Annotated in this window: 13 protein-coding genes; 10 read left to right on the top strand and 3 right to left on the bottom strand. The window is 67.6% G+C overall.

What is annotated here, in order from left to right:
- Positions 1-35 precede the first annotated feature (35 nt).
- Complete coding sequence (locus LE197_RS32855) at positions 36-1,817, top strand: acyl-CoA dehydrogenase C-terminal domain-containing protein (RefSeq protein WP_003454382.1); 1,782 nt, start codon at positions 36-38, stop codon at positions 1,815-1,817.
- A 207-nt stretch (positions 1,818-2,024) separates the two neighbouring features.
- Positions 2,025-2,891, top strand: coding sequence for an MBL fold metallo-hydrolase (locus tag LE197_RS32850; RefSeq protein WP_003114721.1), 867 nt, complete (start codon positions 2,025-2,027; stop codon positions 2,889-2,891).
- A 39-nt stretch (positions 2,892-2,930) separates the two neighbouring features.
- On the opposite strand, the gene LE197_RS32845 is transcribed toward LE197_RS32850, so the two are convergent.
- Entirely contained in the window at positions 2,931-3,971 is a 1,041-nt protein-coding gene (locus tag LE197_RS32845; protein WP_003093601.1) for a D-alanine--D-alanine ligase, read from the bottom strand.
- 95 nt (positions 3,972-4,066) lie between these two features.
- Positions 4,067-5,122, bottom strand: coding sequence for a nitronate monooxygenase (nmoA, locus tag LE197_RS32840; protein ID WP_003111998.1), 1,056 nt, complete (start codon positions 5,120-5,122; stop codon positions 4,067-4,069).
- A gap of 107 nt (positions 5,123-5,229) precedes the next feature.
- Here nmoA and nmoR point away from each other — a divergent pair, with 107 nt between their 5' ends.
- From nmoR to opmD, 6 genes are all read left to right on the top strand, one after another.
- On the top strand, positions 5,230-6,084 hold the full coding sequence (nmoR, locus tag LE197_RS32835) for a LysR family transcriptional regulator NmoR (protein ID WP_003104733.1): 855 nt from the start codon (positions 5,230-5,232) through the stop codon (positions 6,082-6,084).
- 79 nt (positions 6,085-6,163) lie between these two features.
- Entirely contained in the window at positions 6,164-7,330 is a 1,167-nt protein-coding gene (gene ppgL / locus LE197_RS32830; RefSeq protein ID WP_003114725.1) for a gluconolactonase PpgL, read from the top strand.
- Between the two features lie 650 nt (positions 7,331-7,980).
- Positions 7,981-8,427 carry a multidrug efflux RND transporter inhibitory subunit MexG gene (gene mexG, locus LE197_RS32825; RefSeq protein WP_003093607.1) on the top strand — a complete coding sequence of 149 codons (447 nt, stop codon included), beginning with the start codon at positions 7,981-7,983 and terminating at the stop codon, positions 8,425-8,427.
- 7 nt (positions 8,428-8,434) lie between these two features.
- Positions 8,435-9,547 carry a multidrug efflux RND transporter periplasmic adaptor MexH gene (gene mexH / locus LE197_RS32820; protein WP_003104731.1) on the top strand — a complete coding sequence of 371 codons (1,113 nt, stop codon included), beginning with the start codon at positions 8,435-8,437 and terminating at the stop codon, positions 9,545-9,547.
- Positions 9,548-9,559: 12 nt separating this feature from the next.
- The gene (gene mexI, locus LE197_RS32815) at positions 9,560-12,649 is read left to right on the top strand and encodes a multidrug efflux RND transporter permease MexI (protein WP_003114727.1); all 3,090 of its coding nucleotides are present in this window, start codon (positions 9,560-9,562) and stop codon (positions 12,647-12,649) included.
- Complete coding sequence (opmD, locus tag LE197_RS32810) at positions 12,646-14,109, top strand: multidrug efflux transporter outer membrane subunit OpmD (RefSeq protein ID WP_003104727.1); 1,464 nt, start codon at positions 12,646-12,648, stop codon at positions 14,107-14,109. Before mexI ends, opmD begins: the two co-directional genes overlap by 4 nt.
- A gap of 10 nt (positions 14,110-14,119) precedes the next feature.
- Here opmD and phzM read toward each other — a convergent pair whose 3' ends face one another.
- A complete protein-coding gene (phzM, locus tag LE197_RS32805; RefSeq protein WP_016852432.1) occupies positions 14,120-15,124 on the bottom strand; it encodes a phenazine-1-carboxylate N-methyltransferase PhzM in 1,005 nt (334 codons plus the stop codon).
- A 696-nt stretch (positions 15,125-15,820) separates the two neighbouring features.
- Here phzM and phzA point away from each other — a divergent pair.
- Positions 15,821-16,309 carry a phenazine biosynthesis protein PhzA gene (gene phzA / locus LE197_RS32800; protein WP_003114729.1) on the top strand — a complete coding sequence of 163 codons (489 nt, stop codon included), beginning with the start codon at positions 15,821-15,823 and terminating at the stop codon, positions 16,307-16,309.
- Positions 16,310-16,338: 29 nt separating this feature from the next.
- Positions 16,339-16,827: a phenazine biosynthesis protein PhzB gene (gene phzB, locus LE197_RS32795; protein ID WP_003114730.1), complete on the top strand. Its 489-nt coding sequence runs from the start codon at positions 16,339-16,341 to the stop codon at positions 16,825-16,827.
- The last annotated feature ends 11 nt before the right edge of the window (positions 16,828-16,838 follow it).

Below are 16,838 nucleotides of genomic sequence, written 5' to 3'. Positions count from 1 at the left end.
GCCGTCCCGCCGGCCGTTCACCGACGAGGTGTGCAATGCCTGAATACAACGCCCCGCTGCGCGACATGCGCTTCCTGCTCAACGACGTGTTCGACGCCCCCGCCCTGTGGCAGCGCCTGCCGCGACTGGCCGAGCGGATCGACGCCGACACCGCCGACGCCATCCTCGAGGAAGCGGCCAAGGTCACCGGCGGCCTGCTCGCGCCGCTCAACCGCAGTGGCGACGAAGAAGGCGCGCAGTGGCAGGACGGCGCCGTGCGCACCCCGGCCGGCTTCCGCGAGGCCTACGCGACCTACGCCGAGGGCGGCTGGGTCGGCCTCACCGGCAATCCGGCCCATGGCGGCATGGGCATGCCGAAGATGCTGGCAGTGCAGTTCGAGGAGATGATGTACGCGGCCAACGCCAGCTTCAGCCTCTACTCGACCCTTTCCGCCGGCGCCTGCCTGGCCCTCGATGCGCACGGCAGCGAGGAGCTGAAGAACAGGTACCTGCCGAACATGTACGCCGGCACCTGGGCCGGCTCCATGTGCCTGACCGAACCGCACGCCGGCACCGACCTGGGCATCATCCGCACCAAGGCCGAGCCGCAGGCCGACGGTTCATACAGGATCAGCGGGACGAAGATCTTCATCACCGGCGGCGAGCAGGACCTCACCGAGAACATCATCCACCTGGTGCTGGCCAAGCTGCCCGACGCGCCGGCCGGTTCGCGCGGCATCTCGCTGTTCCTGGTGCCGAAGTTCCTGGTCGGCGACGACGGCGCGCTCGGCGCACGCAACGCGGTGCACTGCGGCTCCATCGAGCACAAGATGGGGATCAAGGCCTCGGCCACCTGCGTGATGAACTTCGACGGCGCCAGTGGCTGGCTGGTCGGCGAAGTCAACAAGGGCCTGGCGGCGATGTTCACCATGATGAACTACGAGCGCCTGTCCATCGGCATCCAGGGCATCGGCTGCGCCGAGATGTCCTACCAGAGCGCCGTCGCCTACGCCCGCGAGCGCCTGCAAAGCCGCGCGCCGACCGGCCCGGTGGCCAGGGACAAGGCCGCCGACCCGATCATCGTGCACCCCGACGTGCGCCGCATGCTGCTCACCATGAAGGCGCTGACCGAGGGCGGCCGCGCCTTTTCCACCTATGTCGGGCAGCAGCTCGACCTGGCCAAGTACGCCGAGGACCAGGAAGAACGCAGCCAGGCCGAAGCCCTGGTGGCCCTGTTGACCCCGGTGGCCAAGGCCTTCTTCACCGATACCGGCCTGGAGAGCTGCGTGCTCGGCCAGCAGGTGTTCGGCGGCCACGGCTACATCCGCGAATGGGGCCAGGAGCAACTGGTGCGCGACGTACGCATCGCGCAGATCTACGAAGGCACCAATGGCATCCAGGCGCTCGACCTGATGGGCCGCAAGGTGGTCGCCAACGGCGGGCTGTTCCTCTCCATCTTCAGCCGCGAGGTGCGAGCCTTCGCCGCCGGCGCCAACGCCGAACTGGCGGAGTTCGTCACCCCGCTGCTGACCGCCCTGGACCTGCTGGACAACCTCACCCAGGGCATCGTCGCCCGCGCCGGCAACGACCCGCGCGAGATCGGCGCAGCCTCGGTGGAATACCTGCATCTGTTCGGCTATACCGCCTACGCCTACCTCTGGGCGCGCATGGCCGCCGCCGCGCTGCGCCAGCGCGAGGTCGACCCGTCGTTCCACGACGGCAAGCTGGCCACCGCGCGCTTCTACTTCGCCCGCATCCTGCCCCGCGTGCACTCCCTCGCCGCCGCCGTCGAAGCCGGCAGCGAAAGCCTGTACGGCCTGGAGGCGGAACAGTTCTGAAGCTTCCGTCGAGCGTTGTCCCGCGGCCCGTGGGCCGCGTGTTTTTTCCGGGACAGCATGCAACGCGCTGTCCGCCGACAGCCCGCGATAACGGCGGATAACCGCGAAGCGGTTATTCGCCCTACGACGCCCGGGAAGCCGGCCAGGCATTCTTGAAAAACGACGCAACCGCCGGTTATTCGCTAGACCAGGAACAAGGACATATCCATGCGAACCCTCACCACCCTCCTCGGCAACAGCCAGAAACTCGACGGCGGCGCCATGTTCGGCAATGCCCCGCGCGCGCTCTGGTCACGCTGGATGCAGCCCGATGCGGAGAACCGCATCGACCTCGGCTGCCGTGCCCTGCTGGTGCGCGACGGCGAGCGCAACGTACTGGTGGAGGCCGGCATCGGCGCGTTCTTCCCGCCCGCCCTGCGCCAGCGCTACGGCGTCCAGGAAGAGCGCCACGTACTGCTCGACAGCCTCGCCGCGGTCGGCCTGGACGACGCCGACATCGACGTGGTGCTGCTCACCCACCTGCACTTCGACCACGCCGGCGGCCTGCTCGCCGCCTGGGAAGAAGGCCAGCCGGCGCGCCTGCTGTTCCCCAACGCGCATTTCGTCAGCGGCCGCCGCCACTGGCAGCGCGCGCGCCAGCCGCACCCGCGCGACCGAGCCTCGTTCGTGCCGGAACTGCTCGACCTGCTGCAGGCCAGCGGACGCCTGGAGCTGCTCGATGACGGCGAGCGCTCGGCGCATCTGGGCGAGGGCTGGCGTTTCCATTTCAGCGAAGGCCATACCCCGGGCCAGATGCTCCCGGAGATCGCCATGCCCGACGGCCCGGTGGTATTCAGCGGCGACCTGATCCCCGGCGCACCCTGGGTACACCTACCGCTGACCATGGGCTACGACCGCTTCCCGGAAGGCCTGATCGAGGAAAAGGAACGCCTGCTGGACAGCCTCATCGCCCGCAACGGCCGACTGGTCTTCACCCATGATCCGTGCGTCGCCATGGGCCGGGTGCGACGCGACGAACAGGAGCGCTACAGCCTCTACGACACCCTCGAGCGGGTCGAGAACCTCGAGGCCTGAGCGAAAGGCGCGGCCCGCCCCGGCGGCGGGCCGCGGGAATCAGGAACGCGCCTTGCGCGCGCCCTTGCAGCGCTCGATGCCGAGCCGGCAGATCCGCTCGCAGAGTTCGGCGAAACCGATCCCGGCCGCCGCCGCGGCCTGCGGCAGCAGGCTGGTGGCGGTCATGCCCGGCAGGGTATTGACCTCCAGGCACCAGAGCCGGCCCTGTTCGTCGAGGCGGAAGTCGGTGCGGCTGTAGCCGCTCAGCTTCAGCGCCCGGTGTACCTTCAGCGCCAGACGCTGGGCCTCGGCGGCGATCGCCGGCGGCAGGTCGGCGGGAAACACCTCGCGCACCGCGCCGGCCTGGTACTTGTGCTCGTAGTCGAAGACCTCCTGGCCGCCGAGGAGAATCTCGCCCACCGGCAGCGCCTGGTCGTCGAGCACCCCGACGGTGACCTCGCGGCCGGCGACGAAGCGCTCCAGCATCACCTCGTCGCCATAGCGCCCGGCCAGCTCGATGGCCGGCTGCAATTCGGCCTGGGAATGCACGATGGACAGCCCCACGGTGGAGCCCTGGCTGTTCGGCTTGACCACCAGGGGGAAGCCCAGTTGCTCGCGCACCGCCTCTTCCGAGGCCGGCGCCATCAGCCAACTGGCGGTCTCCACCCCGGCGGCGAGGAACAGGCGCTTGGCCACGTCCTTGTCCATCGCCATGGCGCTGGCCAGGTGGCCGCTGCCGGTATAGGCGAAACCACCGGCATCCAGCAGCGCCTGCAGGGTGCCGTCCTCGCCGGTGCCGCCGTGCAGGGCGAGGAAGAACACGTCGACCCCAGCCAGTTCGCCGGCGCTCAGCAGGCTCTGCTTGCCGCTGCGGATGATCGCCAGCGAGTCGGAGTCCGGCGGGACCTCCTTGACCTTGCTCGCCAGCAGGCGGCGCTCTTCCTCCGCGCCGAGCAGGCCGCTGGCGGTATCCACCGCCAGCACCTGGTGGCCGGCGCTGCGCAACGCCTGGATCACCTGCGCGCCGCTGGCGATGGAGACGTCCCGTTCCTCACTGCTGCCGCCGAAGAGAACGGCGACCTTCAACTTGTCCTGTCCCATGTTCCACCTGTCGTTCCAGTGCTGGAGGCAGAAAAGCACAACACAGGGGTAACTGAACAGAGACAGTCATCGTCGCGCGCAGCGAACGGCCTCCCTCAGCCGCGCAGTTCCTCGACCAGCGTGCGCAGCAGTTCGGCGGCCGGCAGCTCCCGCGCCAGCGCCGCGCCCTGGCCGGCCCACTGGGCGGCGAAATCATGGTTGCCGCGAGCCAGAGCGGCGGTCTGCAACGCTTTGGTCGCGTCGTAGACGAACGGATAGTCCGGCAAGGGCGGCACTCCAGGCGCGGCGGCATCGAAGAACATCCGGTTGGGCAGGCCGCGGGCGCTGCGCCCGGACATGGTCACGGTCAGCGCGGTGCGCGCCGCGCGCGGCCCCTTCAGCGCCTCGCGGTAGGCGGCGTTGGCCGAGGACTCCGGACAGAGGACGAAGGCGGTGCCCATCTGCACGGCGCTCGCGCCCAGCTCCAGGGCGGCGCGGATGCCCCGTCCGTCCATGATCCCGCCGGCAGCCACCACCGGTAGCGAACCGCGCGCCGCCAGCAGGCGGACCAGCGCCAGGGTGCCGATGGCGGCGTCGCCGCGCTCCGGCTCGAACACCCCGCGATGGCCACCGGCCTCGATGCCCTGGGCGACCACCGCATCGGCGCCGGCGGCCTCCACCAGAGCCGCTTCCTCCGGCGTGGTGGCACTGACCAGTACGCGGATGCCCGCCGCCTGCAACGCGCGAACCTGGTCGCGGGGCGGCGCGCCGAAATGGAAGCTGACCGCCGCCGGCCGCTCTTCCAGCAGCATCGGCAGCAGGGTCGGGTCTTCGAGGAAGCTCAGGTAGATGTTGTTCAGGCGCGCCGGCGGCTCGGCGCCGAACTCGGCGAACAGCGGCTTCAGGTAGTCCAGCCAGGCGCGCTCGCGGGCCGGGTCGGCCTGCCCCGGGCGGTGGCAGAACAGATTGACGTTGAACGGCTTGTCGGTCAGCCCGCGCACCTCGCGGATCAGCGCCCGGCCCTTCTCGGCGGCGCTACCGGTGATGGCGATCGAACCGAGCCCGCCGGCGTTGGATACGGCGGCGGCCAGCGCCGGCGTGGAGACGCCGAGCATGGGTGCCTGGATGATCGGCTGCTGGATGCCGAGCAGGCGCGTGAAGCGGTCAGTCATGGCGATTCCCTCTCCCGGTCGGACGACACCGCGTCGGCCGACGCTTGACCAATATATCTTCATAAAAGAATATTTTTAACAATTCATTCTCATAAAGAGATAGATCGATGGACCTTTCCTCCCTCGAAATCTTCCGCGCGGTCGCCCACGAGGCCAGCGTCACCCGCGCCGCTCAGCAGTTGCAGCGAGCGCAGTCGAACGTCACCACGCGGATCCGCCAGCTCGAGGAGGACCTGGGCGTCGAACTGTTCCTGCGCGACGGCAAGCGCATGAGCCTGACCGAACGCGGCAGCGAATTCCTCGCCTACGCCGAGCAGTTGCTGGCTCTCGCCGACGAGGCGCGTCAGTCGATGCATCCCGCCGAGCCCGGCGGGCGCCTGCGCCTGGGCAGCATGGAAAGCACCGCGGCCAGCCGCCTGCCGGCGCTGCTGGCGAGCTATCACAAGGCCTGTCCGCGGGTCGCCCTGGAAGTCTCCACCGGCACCAGTCGCGCGTTGTTCGATGGGGTGCGGGCGCGGCGCCTGGACTGCGCGCTGGTGGCCGCCGGCCCGGGCTGGGCCGGCGAACTCGATGGCAGCGGCCTGCGCGGCGAGCCGCTGTTCCGCGAGGAACTGCTGATGATCCTGCCGGCCGAACACCCGCCGGTCCACGACGTCGCCGAGGTGCGCCTGCGCACCCTGGCCGGCTTCGCCCGTGGCTGCACCTACCGGCAACTGGCCGAGGACAGCCTGGGCACGCCGCTGACGGTGCAGGAAGTCGGCTCCTACCATGCGATCCTCGCCTGCGTCGCCGCCGGCGCCTGTGTCGGCGTGCTGCCGCGCTCGGTGCTGCAACTGCTCGGCACGCCGCCGCTGCGCAGCCTGCCCCTTGCCGAAGTAGACACCTGGCTGGTCTGGCGCGAAGGCTACGCGACCGCCGCCTTCGAACGCTGGCGCGGCGTGCTGGGCCAGGCCGGCGACTGAGCGGCCAGGGGCGAACCCAACGGCCTGGCTCCGGTCCAACCCCGAGCCATCAGAACAATAGCGAGCCAAGGAGTTGCCCATGAGAAGACTGCCCACCCTCTGCCTGCTGGCCCTCGCGCCGCTCACCGGCGTGGCGCCCCAGGCCCAGGCCGCCAGCCTCTACAACCTGCTGGTGGGGACCTATACCGAAGGCTCCAGCGAAGGCATCCAGGTATACCGCTTCGACGGCGCCGACGGCTCGGTGAAAGGCCCGCTGCGCGTGGCCCATACCAGCAACCCCTCGTACCTGACCTTCGCCCCGGACCAACGCACTCTGTTCGTGGTCAACGAGAACGGACGGGGCGGCAAGGGCGATACCGTCGGTCGCGCCACGTCCTACCGTTTCGATCCGATCAGCGGCCGCCTGCAACAGATCAGCCAGGTCCAGACCCTCGCCGATCATCCGACCTACAGCAGCCTCAGCCACGACGGCCGCTACCTGTTCGTCGCCAACTACTCGGTACAGCCGGAAGGCTCGGTGGCGGTACTGCCGGTGCGCGCGGACGGCTCGCTGGCGCCGGTGGTGCAGGTGGAGTCGCACCAGGCCAGCAAGGTGCATCCGCGCCAGGTTTCCGGTCATGTGCACTCGGTGGTGTCCTCGCCCGACGGCCAGTACCTGTTCGCCCCCGACCTCGGCGCCGACAAGGTATTCGTCTACCGCTACGCCCCGGAACAGGCCGAACGTCCGCTGCAGGCGGCCGATCCGGCATTCGTCCCGACCCCGCCCGGCAGCGGCCCGCGCCATCTGATCTTCAGCGCCGACGGGCGTTTCGCCTACCTGACCCTGGAACTGAGCGGCCAGGTGATGGTGTTCGCCCATGAGGGCAATGGCCGCCTGCGCCAGTTGCAGACCCACGACCTGGCGCCTGCCGGCTTCCAGGGCAAAGTCGGCGCCGGCGCCCTGCACCTGTCCGCCGACGGCCGCTTCCTCGGCGTGCTCAATCGCGGCGACGACAACCAACTGGTGACCTTCGCCGTCGACCCGGCCAGCGGCCAGTTGCGTTTCGTCGAACGGCGCTCGGTGGAAGGCACCGAGCCGCGCGAATTCGCCTTCTCGCCCGGCGGGCGCTTCGTCCTCGTGGCCAACCAGAACAGCGACCAGTTGCGGGTGTTCGCCCGCGATCCGCAGAGCGGCCAGGTGGGCAAGACGCTGCAAAGCGTCGAGGTGGGGTCGCCGAGCGATCTGCGCTTCGTGGCGGTGCCGTGACCTTGCGCTCGGCCATCCGCCGATATGCCGCTGGGCCGGCGGATCGGCGCTAAGCGGTCATCCGCACCACGGAGCCAGACCCGAAGCCCGCCCTGGCTCCAAGGCCCACAGGCATGGAGCTTCCGCCCACATACGGCAAGTCCTGTAGGGCGAATAACGCCAGGGGCGTTATCCGCCGCTGTCCCGGAGAACCGGCGGATAACCGCAAGCGGTTATTCGCCCTACGGAACCAGGATCCGCCACGTAGAGGTTTGTCATGCTTGCCCTCCAGACGATGGGGGAGCTAACTCGCCCCGGCAGGAGGTCGAATCGTCGCGCAGCGGGTCGAGCGACAGTGATGCCGCGAAGGCGTCTCGCTCCAGGGGGAACCGTCGCGACGGGTTGCCCGCAAGCTACACCCAGCCCCTCCCCCAATAGTCCCCGCGACCAATCGTCAGCCCCTCATCCCACCGTCCCGCGACACCAACGAATCCACCTTAAACCCACGCCCAGCAAGGCCTATAGCGCTAATCACAGACGCCCTTGACCTCAACTTAACTTGAGGTTTTATAGTCCCCGCTGCGGTCATACCGCCCCGTTTCCCCAGGACCACGAACCGCCCCCACGGCCGCTTCGCGGCGCCGGATGGCGACCAGCACAAGGAACGACCCATGCAGCGCTTCATCGATAACTCGCTCGAAAGCAACTGGCTCTGGCTGACCGCCCGGATCTGCCTGGCCCTGATGTTCGTCGCCTCGGGACTGGCGAAGCTGTTCGACTATCAGGCCAGCCTGGAGGAAATGCGCGCCGCCGGCCTGGAGCCGGCCTGGCTGTTCAACATCGCCACCGCCGTGACCCTGCTGGCCGGCTCCGCGCTGGTCCTGCTGGACCGCAAGCTATGGCTCGGCGCCGGGGCGCTGGCGGTGTTCCTGCTGCTGACCATCCTCATCGTCCACACCTTCTGGAGCAAGACCGGCGTCGAAGCCAAGCTGGCGATGTTCTTCGCCCTCGAACACATCGCGGTGATCGGCGGCCTGATCGCCACGGCCATCGCCAGCGCGCAACGCCAGCGGCTGCGCCAGGACGTCTCCGTGGCCGCCACCTACCAGAAGGCCTGAGGCGATCATGCAGAAACCCGTCCTGATCGCCAGTGCCGCGCTCATCTGCGCGGCGGTTATCGGCATCGCCGTCTACGCCACCGGCTCGGCGAAGAAAGACGCCGGCGGTTTCGCCGGCTACCCGCCGGTGAAGGTCGCCCTCGCCTCGGTGGAGCGGCGGGTGGTGCCGCGCGTCTTCGATGGCGTCGGCGAGCTGGAGGCCGGTCGCCAGGTCCAGGTGGCCGCCGAAGCGGCAGGACGGATCACCCGCATCGCCTTCGAATCGGGCCAGCAGGTGCAGCAAGGGCAGTTGCTGGTGCAACTCAACGACGCGGTGGAACAGGCCGAGCTGATCCGTCTCAAGGCGCAGTTGCGCAATGCCGAGATCCTCCATGCCCGTGCGCGCAAGCTGGTAGAGCGCAACGTCGCCTCGCAGGAACAGCTGGACAACGCCGTCGCCGCCCGCGACATGGCGCTCGGCGCGGTGCGCCAGACCCAGGCGCTGATCGACCAGAAGGCGATCCGCGCGCCCTTCTCCGGCCAGCTCGGCATCCGCCGCGTGCACCTCGGCCAGTACCTCGGCGTCGCCGAGCCGGTGGCCAGCCTGGTGGATGCGCGGACCCTGAAAAGCAATTTCTCCCTGGACGAAAGCACCAGCCCCGAGCTGAAGCTCGGCCAGCCCCTCGAGGTCCTGGTCGACGCCTATCCGGGGCGCAGCTTCCCGGCGCGCATCAGCGCCATCGACCCGCTGATCGGCAAGTCGCGCACGGTGCAGGTCCAGGCCTTGCTGGACAACCCCGAAGGCCTGCTCGCCGCCGGCATGTTCGCCAGCATCCGGGTCTCGCGCAAAGCCGACGCGCCGTCGCTGAGCGTGCCGGAAACCGCGGTCACCTACACCGCCTACGGCGACACCGTGTTCGTCGCCCACCAGGACGGCGACCGGCCGCTCAGCGCCAAGCGCGTCTCGGTGCGGATCGGCGAGCGCTGGGACGGTCGCGTGGAAATCCTCCAGGGCCTCGCCGAGGGCGACCGGGTAGTGACTTCCGGACAGATCAACCTGAGCGACGGGATGGCCGTGGAACCGGTCAAGGAAGACACCCTGAGCAGTGCCGCGCCCCCCGTGCCGGTCGCCGGCCGCTGAAGGAACCCCGCGATGACCTTTACCGACCTGTTCGTCCGCCGGCCGGTGCTGGCGCTGGTGGTCAGCACGCTGATCCTGCTGCTCGGCCTGTTCTCCCTGGGCAAGCTGCCGATCCGCCAGTACCCGCTGCTGGAAAGCTCGACCATCACCGTCACCACCGAGTACCCCGGCGCCTCCGCCGATCTCATGCAAGGCTTCGTCACCCAGCCGATCGCCCAGGCGGTGTCGTCGGTGGAGGGCATCGACTACCTTTCCTCGACCTCGGTGCAGGGGCGTAGCGTGGTGACCATCCGCATGCTGCTCAACCGCGATTCGACCCAGGCGATGACCGAGACCATGGCCAAGGTCAACTCGGTGCGCTACAAGCTGCCCGAGCGTGCCTACGACTCGGTGATCGAACGCTCTTCCGGCGAGACCACCGCGGTAGCCTACGTCGGCTTTTCCAGCAAGACCCTGCCGATCCCGGCGTTGACCGACTACCTGTCGCGGGTGGTCGAGCCGATGTTCTCTTCCATCGACGGCGTGGCCAAGGTCCAGACCTTTGGCGGCCAGCGCCTGGCCATGCGCCTCTGGCTCGACGCCGACCGCCTCGCCGGGCGCGGCCTGACCGCCTCCGACGTGGCCGAGGCGATCCGCCGCAACAACTACCAGGCGGCGCCGGGGATGGTGAAGGGGCAGTACGTGCTGTCCAACGTGCGGGTCAACACCGACCTGACCAACGTCGACGACTTCCGCGAGATGGTCATCCGCAACGATGGCAACGGCCTGGTGCGCCTGCGCGACGTCGGTACCGTCGAACTGGGCGCCGCGGCCACCGAGACCAGCGCACTGATGGACGGCGATCCGGCGGTGCACCTGGGGTTGTTCCCGACGCCCACCGGCAACCCGCTGGTGATCGTCGACGGCATCCGCAAGCTGCTGCCGGAGATCCAGAAGACCCTGCCGCCGGATGTCCGCGTCGACCTCGCCTACGAGACTTCGCGCTTCATCCAGGCCTCCATCGACGAGGTGGTGCGGACCCTGGTGGAAGCGCTGCTGATCGTGGTGCTGGTGATCTACCTCTGCCTCGGCTCGCTGCGCAGCGTGCTGATCCCGGTGGCGACCATTCCCCTGTCGATGCTCGGCGCCGCCGCGCTGATGCTGGCCTTCGGCTTCAGCGTCAACCTGCTGACCCTGCTGGCGATGGTGCTGGCCATCGGGCTGGTGGTGGACGACGCCATCGTGGTGGTGGAGAACGTCCACCGCCACATCGAGGAAGGCAAGTCGCCGGTGGCGGCGGCGCTGATCGGCGCCCGCGAAGTGGCCGGCCCGGTGATCGCCATGACCATCACCCTGGCCGCCGTGTACACCCCCATCGGCCTGATGGGCGGCCTCACCGGCGCGCTGTTCCGCGAGTTCGCCCTGACCCTGGCGGGCGCGGTGATCGTGTCCGGGGTGGTGGCGCTGACCCTGTCGCCGGTGATGAGTTCGCTGCTGCTCCAGGCACACCAGAACGAGGGGCGCATGGGCCGCGCCGCCGAGTGGTTCTTCGGCGGCCTGACGCGGCGCTACGGGCAGGTCCTGGAGTTCTCCCTGGGCCACCGCTGGCTGACCGGCGGCCTGGCATTGCTGGTGTGCATCAGCCTGCCGCTGCTGTATTCAATGCCCAAGCGCGAACTGGCGCCGACCGAGGACCAGGCCGCGGTGCTCACCGCGATCAAGGCGCCGCAGCACGCCAACCTCGACTACGTCGAACTGTTCGCGCGCAAGCTCGACCAGGTCTACACCAGCATCCCGGAAACCGTGAGCACCTGGATCATCAACGGCACCGACGGACCGGCGGCGAGCTTCGGCGGGATCAACCTGGCGGCCTGGGAAAAACGCGAGCGCGACGCCTCGGCGATCCAGTCCGAGCTGCAAGGCAAGGTCGGCGACGTCGAGGGCAGCAGCATCTTCGCCTTCCAGTTGGCCGCCCTGCCCGGCTCCACCGGCGGCCTGCCGGTGCAGATGGTGCTGCGCAGCCCGCAGGACTATCCGGTGCTCTACCGGACCATGGAAGAGATCAAGCAGAAGGCCCGGCAGAGCGGGCTGTTCGTGGTGGTCGACAGCGACCTCGACTACAACAACCCGGTGGTCCAGGTCCGCATCGACCGCGCCAAGGCCAACAGCCTGGGCATCCGCATGCAGGACATCGGCGAGTCGCTGGCGGTGCTGGTGGGCGAGAACTACGTCAACCGCTTCGGCATGGAGGGCCGCTCCTACGACGTGATCCCACAGAGCCTGCGCGACCAGCGTTTCACTCCGCAAGCGCTGGCACGACAGTTCGTGCGCACCCAGGACGGCAACCTGGTGCCGCTGTCGACGGTGGTCCGGGTGGCGCTTCAGGTCGAACCGAACAAGCTGATCCAGTTCGACCAGCAGAACGCCGCGACCCTCCAGGCGATCCCCGCGCCCGGCGTCTCCATGGGCCAGGCGGTGGCCTTCCTCGACGACGTGGCGCGCGGCCTGCCGGCCGGCTTCAGCCACGACTGGCAATCCGACTCGCGGCAATACACCCAGGAAGGCAACACCCTGGTGTTCGCCTTCCTCGCCGCCCTGGTGGTGATCTACCTGGTGCTCGCCGCGCAGTACGAGAGCCTGGCCGACCCGCTGATCATCCTGATCACCGTGCCGCTGTCGATCTGCGGCGCGCTGCTGCCGCTGGCGCTGGGCTACGCGACGATGAACATCTATACGCAGATCGGCCTGGTCACCCTGATCGGCCTGATCAGCAAGCACGGCATCCTCATGGTCGAGTTCGCCAACGAACTGCAACTCCACGAGCGCCTCGACCGCCGCGCGGCGATCCTGCGCGCCGCGCAGATCCGCCTGCGGCCGGTGCTGATGACCACCGCGGCAATGGTCTTCGGCCTGGTGCCGCTGCTCTTCGCCAGCGGCGCCGGCGCCGCCAGCCGCTTCGGCCTGGGCGTGGTGATCGTCTCCGGGATGCTGGTCGGCACCCTCTTCACCCTGTTCGTGCTGCCCACCGTCTATACCCTGCTGGCGCGCAACCACGCGGAAGTCGACAAGAGCCCGCGCAGCCGGCAACTGGCCGAGGCCGATCTGCTGGTGAACAAGGCATGAAGCGCTCCTACCCGAACCTTTCGCGCCTGGCGCTGGCCCTGGCGGTCGGCACCGGCCTGGCCGCCTGCAGCGTCGGCCCCGACTACCAGCGTCCGCAGTCGCCGCCGCCACGCGTCGCCAGCGAGCACCTCGGCGAGTTCTCCGGCGAGCGGCGGGAAGCGCCCTGGTGGAGTTTCTTCGACGATCCGCAACTGGTGCGCCTGGTCGACCAGGCGCTGGCGCGCAACCACGACATCCGCGAGGCCCGCGCCAACCTGCGCAGCGCCCGCGCGCTGTTCGACGACCGCTGGCTCGACCAGTTGCCGCAGGTCACCAGCCAGGCCGGCTACAGCCGCAGCATCGAACAACAGCTGGACTACGACGGCGAGCCGCGCCGGCGCCTGGCGGAGAGCTACCGCGCCGGCTTCGACGCGCAGTGGGAAATCGACCTGTTCGGCCGCCTCGGCCGACTTTCCGACGCCGCCCTGGCCCGCGCCGAAGCGGCCGACGCCGACCTCCGGCTGGTACGCCTGAGCATCGCCGCCGACACCGCCCGCGCCTACTTCGAGATCCAGGGCTACCAGCGCCGGCTGGACGTGGCGCGCGCCCAGGTGCGCAGTTGGCGCGACACCCTGGAGCTGACCCGCAGCAGCCTGCAACTGGGCAGCGGCCTGCCGGAGGACGTGGAGAACGCCCAGGCCAACCTGCTGCGCAGCGAAGCGGCGATTCCGCCACTGACGACCGCGCTGGAGAGCGCCCGCTATCGCCTCGACGTGCTGCGCGGCGAGGCACCCGGCAGCGGCGCGCCGATCCTCGACGGCGGCGCCGCCGCGCCATTGGCGAAGAACCTGCCGCTGGGCGACGTCGACCGCCTGATCCTCCAGCGCCCCGACGTAGTCAGCGCCGAGCGGCAACTGGCAGCGAGCACCGAAGACGTCGGCGCGGCCACCGCCGAACTCTATCCGCGCCTCGACCTGGGCGGCTTCATCGGTTTCTTCGCCCTGCGCAGCGGCGACCTCGGCAGCGCCTCGCGCGCCTTCGAACTGGCGCCCAGCGTCAGTTGGCCGGCGTTCCGCCTGGGCAACGTGCGGGCCCGCCTGCGCGCCGTCGAGGCGCAGTCCGACGCCGCGCTGGCGCGCTACCAGCGCTCCCTGCTGCTGGCCCAGGAGGACGTCGGCAACGCGCTCAACCAACTGGCCGAACACCAGCGTCGGCTGGTCGCCCTGTTCCAGTCCGCGACCCATGGCGCGAACGCCCTGGAGATCGCCAACGAACGCTACCGCGCCGGCGCCGGCAGCTACCTGGCGGTGCTGGAGAACCAGCGCGCGCTGTACCAGATCCGCGAGGAACTGGCGCAGGCGGAGACCGCCTCGTTCGTCAACGTCATCGCGCTCTACAAGGCGCTCGGCTGGGGCAGCGGCGACCTGGCGCCGGGCGCCGGCCAACTGGCCGCCGGCGAAACCGCCGGGGCCAACCGTTGAAAGTTCCGATTCAGGCCCTGGCAGCGACGATCATGCGGGTTTCCATCGGCAGGTCGACGATCCGCTCCACCGCGAAGCCGCCGCGCCCGAGCAGGTCGACCACCTCCTCGGTGGTGCGGTGACGGCCAGCGCAGGCCATGAACAGGTGCACGTCCCAGAGCACCGACATCGGCGACGGCTCGCTGGCCGAGATGGTCCGCTCGATCACCACCACCCGGCCGTCGCCGGCCATCGCCTCGCGGCAATTGCCGAGCAACCTCAGGCTGGCGGCTTCGTCCAGATCGCCGATGATCCGCGACAGCAGGTAGATATCGCCGTTGGACGGCACCTCTTGCAGCATGTCGCCGCCCACCAGGCTGACGCGCTCCCCTGCCAACAGGCTGGAGAGGTTGTCGCGGGCCACGCCGAGGGAACCCTCGCGGTCGAGCATCACGCCCCGGGCGCTGGGCTCGGCCTGCAGGATGGCCTTGGTCAATTCGCCGGAACCGCCACCGACGTCGACGAAGTTACGCCCGCGGAAATCCAGGAGCCTGGGGATCTCGTGGAAGGCCAGGTTGCTCGCCTTCATCGCCAGCAGGAAGCGCCGGCCGGCATCCGGGCAGCGCTTCAGGTAGCTGTAGAAGTCTTCGCCGAACGCCAGCTCGAAGCCTGGGGTACCGCTGAGCAGCGCCTCGCAGGCGGGCGTCCAGGCGGCGTGGAACTCCTCGCCGTAGAACAGCACCATGTCGCGGAAGGAGCCCTCGACATCCCTCAGCAGGTGGCTGGTGGGGGTATTGGCGTAGCCGTCGCGGGTATCGCCCTGGAAGATCTCGAAGGCCACCAGCAGGCGCATCAGTCGATGGATGCGCTCGGCATCGGAACCGACCGCGGCGGCCAGCGTCTCGTCGCTGTCGATCCCGCTCTCGATCAGATCGGCCAGCCCGAGGCGCGTAGCGACGTAGACGCAACGGGACTTCCATTCCCCGGTAACAACTTGTATCAAATTACGCGCAGCAGCAAGATTCGAATTATTCATCTTTTATTCTCTCTCGTTACACATTTCCGTAACCCGAGAAGTACCCAAGCGCTCTATTTCGCACTTCTTGCCCGCTCGGCGAGAAATACCGCAGAACACCCCGGTTCATTCGGAACTTTGAGAAAAAATGCGCTCATCCCCCGGATCAGCGCTCCCTGGATCTCGTTGCGGAAACAACCCTGGAACTTTCCAACTGCCTGTTCCAGAGCCTTTTCCTGCGTACCGAAAGAATAAAATTACAACTTGGCTACAACCTCCGGCATTGCAGGAAGCATCAGCTTAGCAATCCCGCATACCCTGTCTGGCACCTACCAGATCTTGTAGTTGAGCCGGTACGAGCGTTCTGTGTTTTATGCAATCCACATCAGCGACCAGGGATGCTGGCTATTTGAAACACTTCACGGAATGACGCTGAAAGTCTTCGCGACCTCGTCTGTCGCACCTTAACGAAAGCATTGCGAATCCATTACCGACAGGTTTCCAAAAGAAACCCGGGATGAAACTCCTATTGCCTTTCGAAAATTGGAAACGACAGGCGAACATATGTAACGCGAAATTTCACCCTACGTATAAACAATGCGCCCAGCGAATATCGCTCCCTTACCGAGCGACGAACTCCTGCGCGCCAGCGAATAACCGATGCCGCGAGGGAAAAGTTTCTCCGGCATACCTGGAGAGCCCTCTCGGAGGCGGCGCATGAACGGTCAGCGGTACAGGGAAACACCCCTCGACATCGAGCGTCTGCGGCGCCTGAATCGCGCCACGGTGGAGCGCTACATGGCAATGAAGGGGGCCGAACGGTTACAGCGGCACAGCCTGTTCGTCGAGGACGGCTGCGCCGGCAACTGGACCACGGAAAGCGGCGAACCCCTGGTTTTCCGGGGCCATGAGAGCCTCAGGCGGCTCGCCGAGTGGCTCGAGCGCTGCTTCCCCGACTGGGAGTGGCACAACGTGCGGATCTTCGAGACCGAGGATCCGAACCACTTCTGGGTCGAGTGCGACGGGCGCGGCAAGGCGCTGGTCCCGGGGTATCCGCAGGGCTATTGCGAGAACCACTACATCCATTCCTTCGAACTCGAGAACGGCCGGATAAAACGTAATCGCGAGTTCATGAACCCGATACAGAAACTGCGTGCATTGGGAATAGCCGTTCCGCAAATAAAACGTGACGGTATTCCCACTTGAATGACATCTACCGCCAAGGAGCATTGACGATGCCTGATACGACAAATCCAATCGGTTTCACCGATGCCAACGAACTTCGCGAAAAGAATCGCGCCACCGTCGAGAAGTACATGAATACCAAAGGCCAGGATCGCCTGCGCCGCCATGAACTTTTCGTCGAGGACGGCTGTGGCGGTTTATGGACCACCGATACCGGCTCGCCCATCGTCATTCGTGGCAAAGACAAACTTGCGGAACATGCCGTCTGGTCATTGAAGTGCTTTCCCGATTGGGAGTGGTACAACATAAATATATTCGGAACCGACGACCCCAATCATTTCTGGGTCGAATGCGACGGTCACGGCAAGATTCTTTTCCCCGGATATCCCGAAGGATATTACGAAAACCACTTCCTGCATTCCTTCGAACTTGAAGACGGCAAGATCAAGCGCAACCGCGAATTCATGAACGTCTTCCAGCAATTGCGCGCCCTGAGCATTCCGGTCCCGCAGATCAAACGCGAAGGCATTCCCACTTGATCGAAACGATA

The organism is Pseudomonas sp. PS1(2021), assembly GCF_020405165.1.
In the GTDB taxonomy this organism is placed as follows: Bacteria; Pseudomonadota; Gammaproteobacteria; order Pseudomonadales; family Pseudomonadaceae; genus Pseudomonas; species Pseudomonas aeruginosa.
The sequence above is the reverse complement of the archived record's forward strand: the minus strand, read 5'-3'. Positions and strand labels throughout refer to the sequence as shown.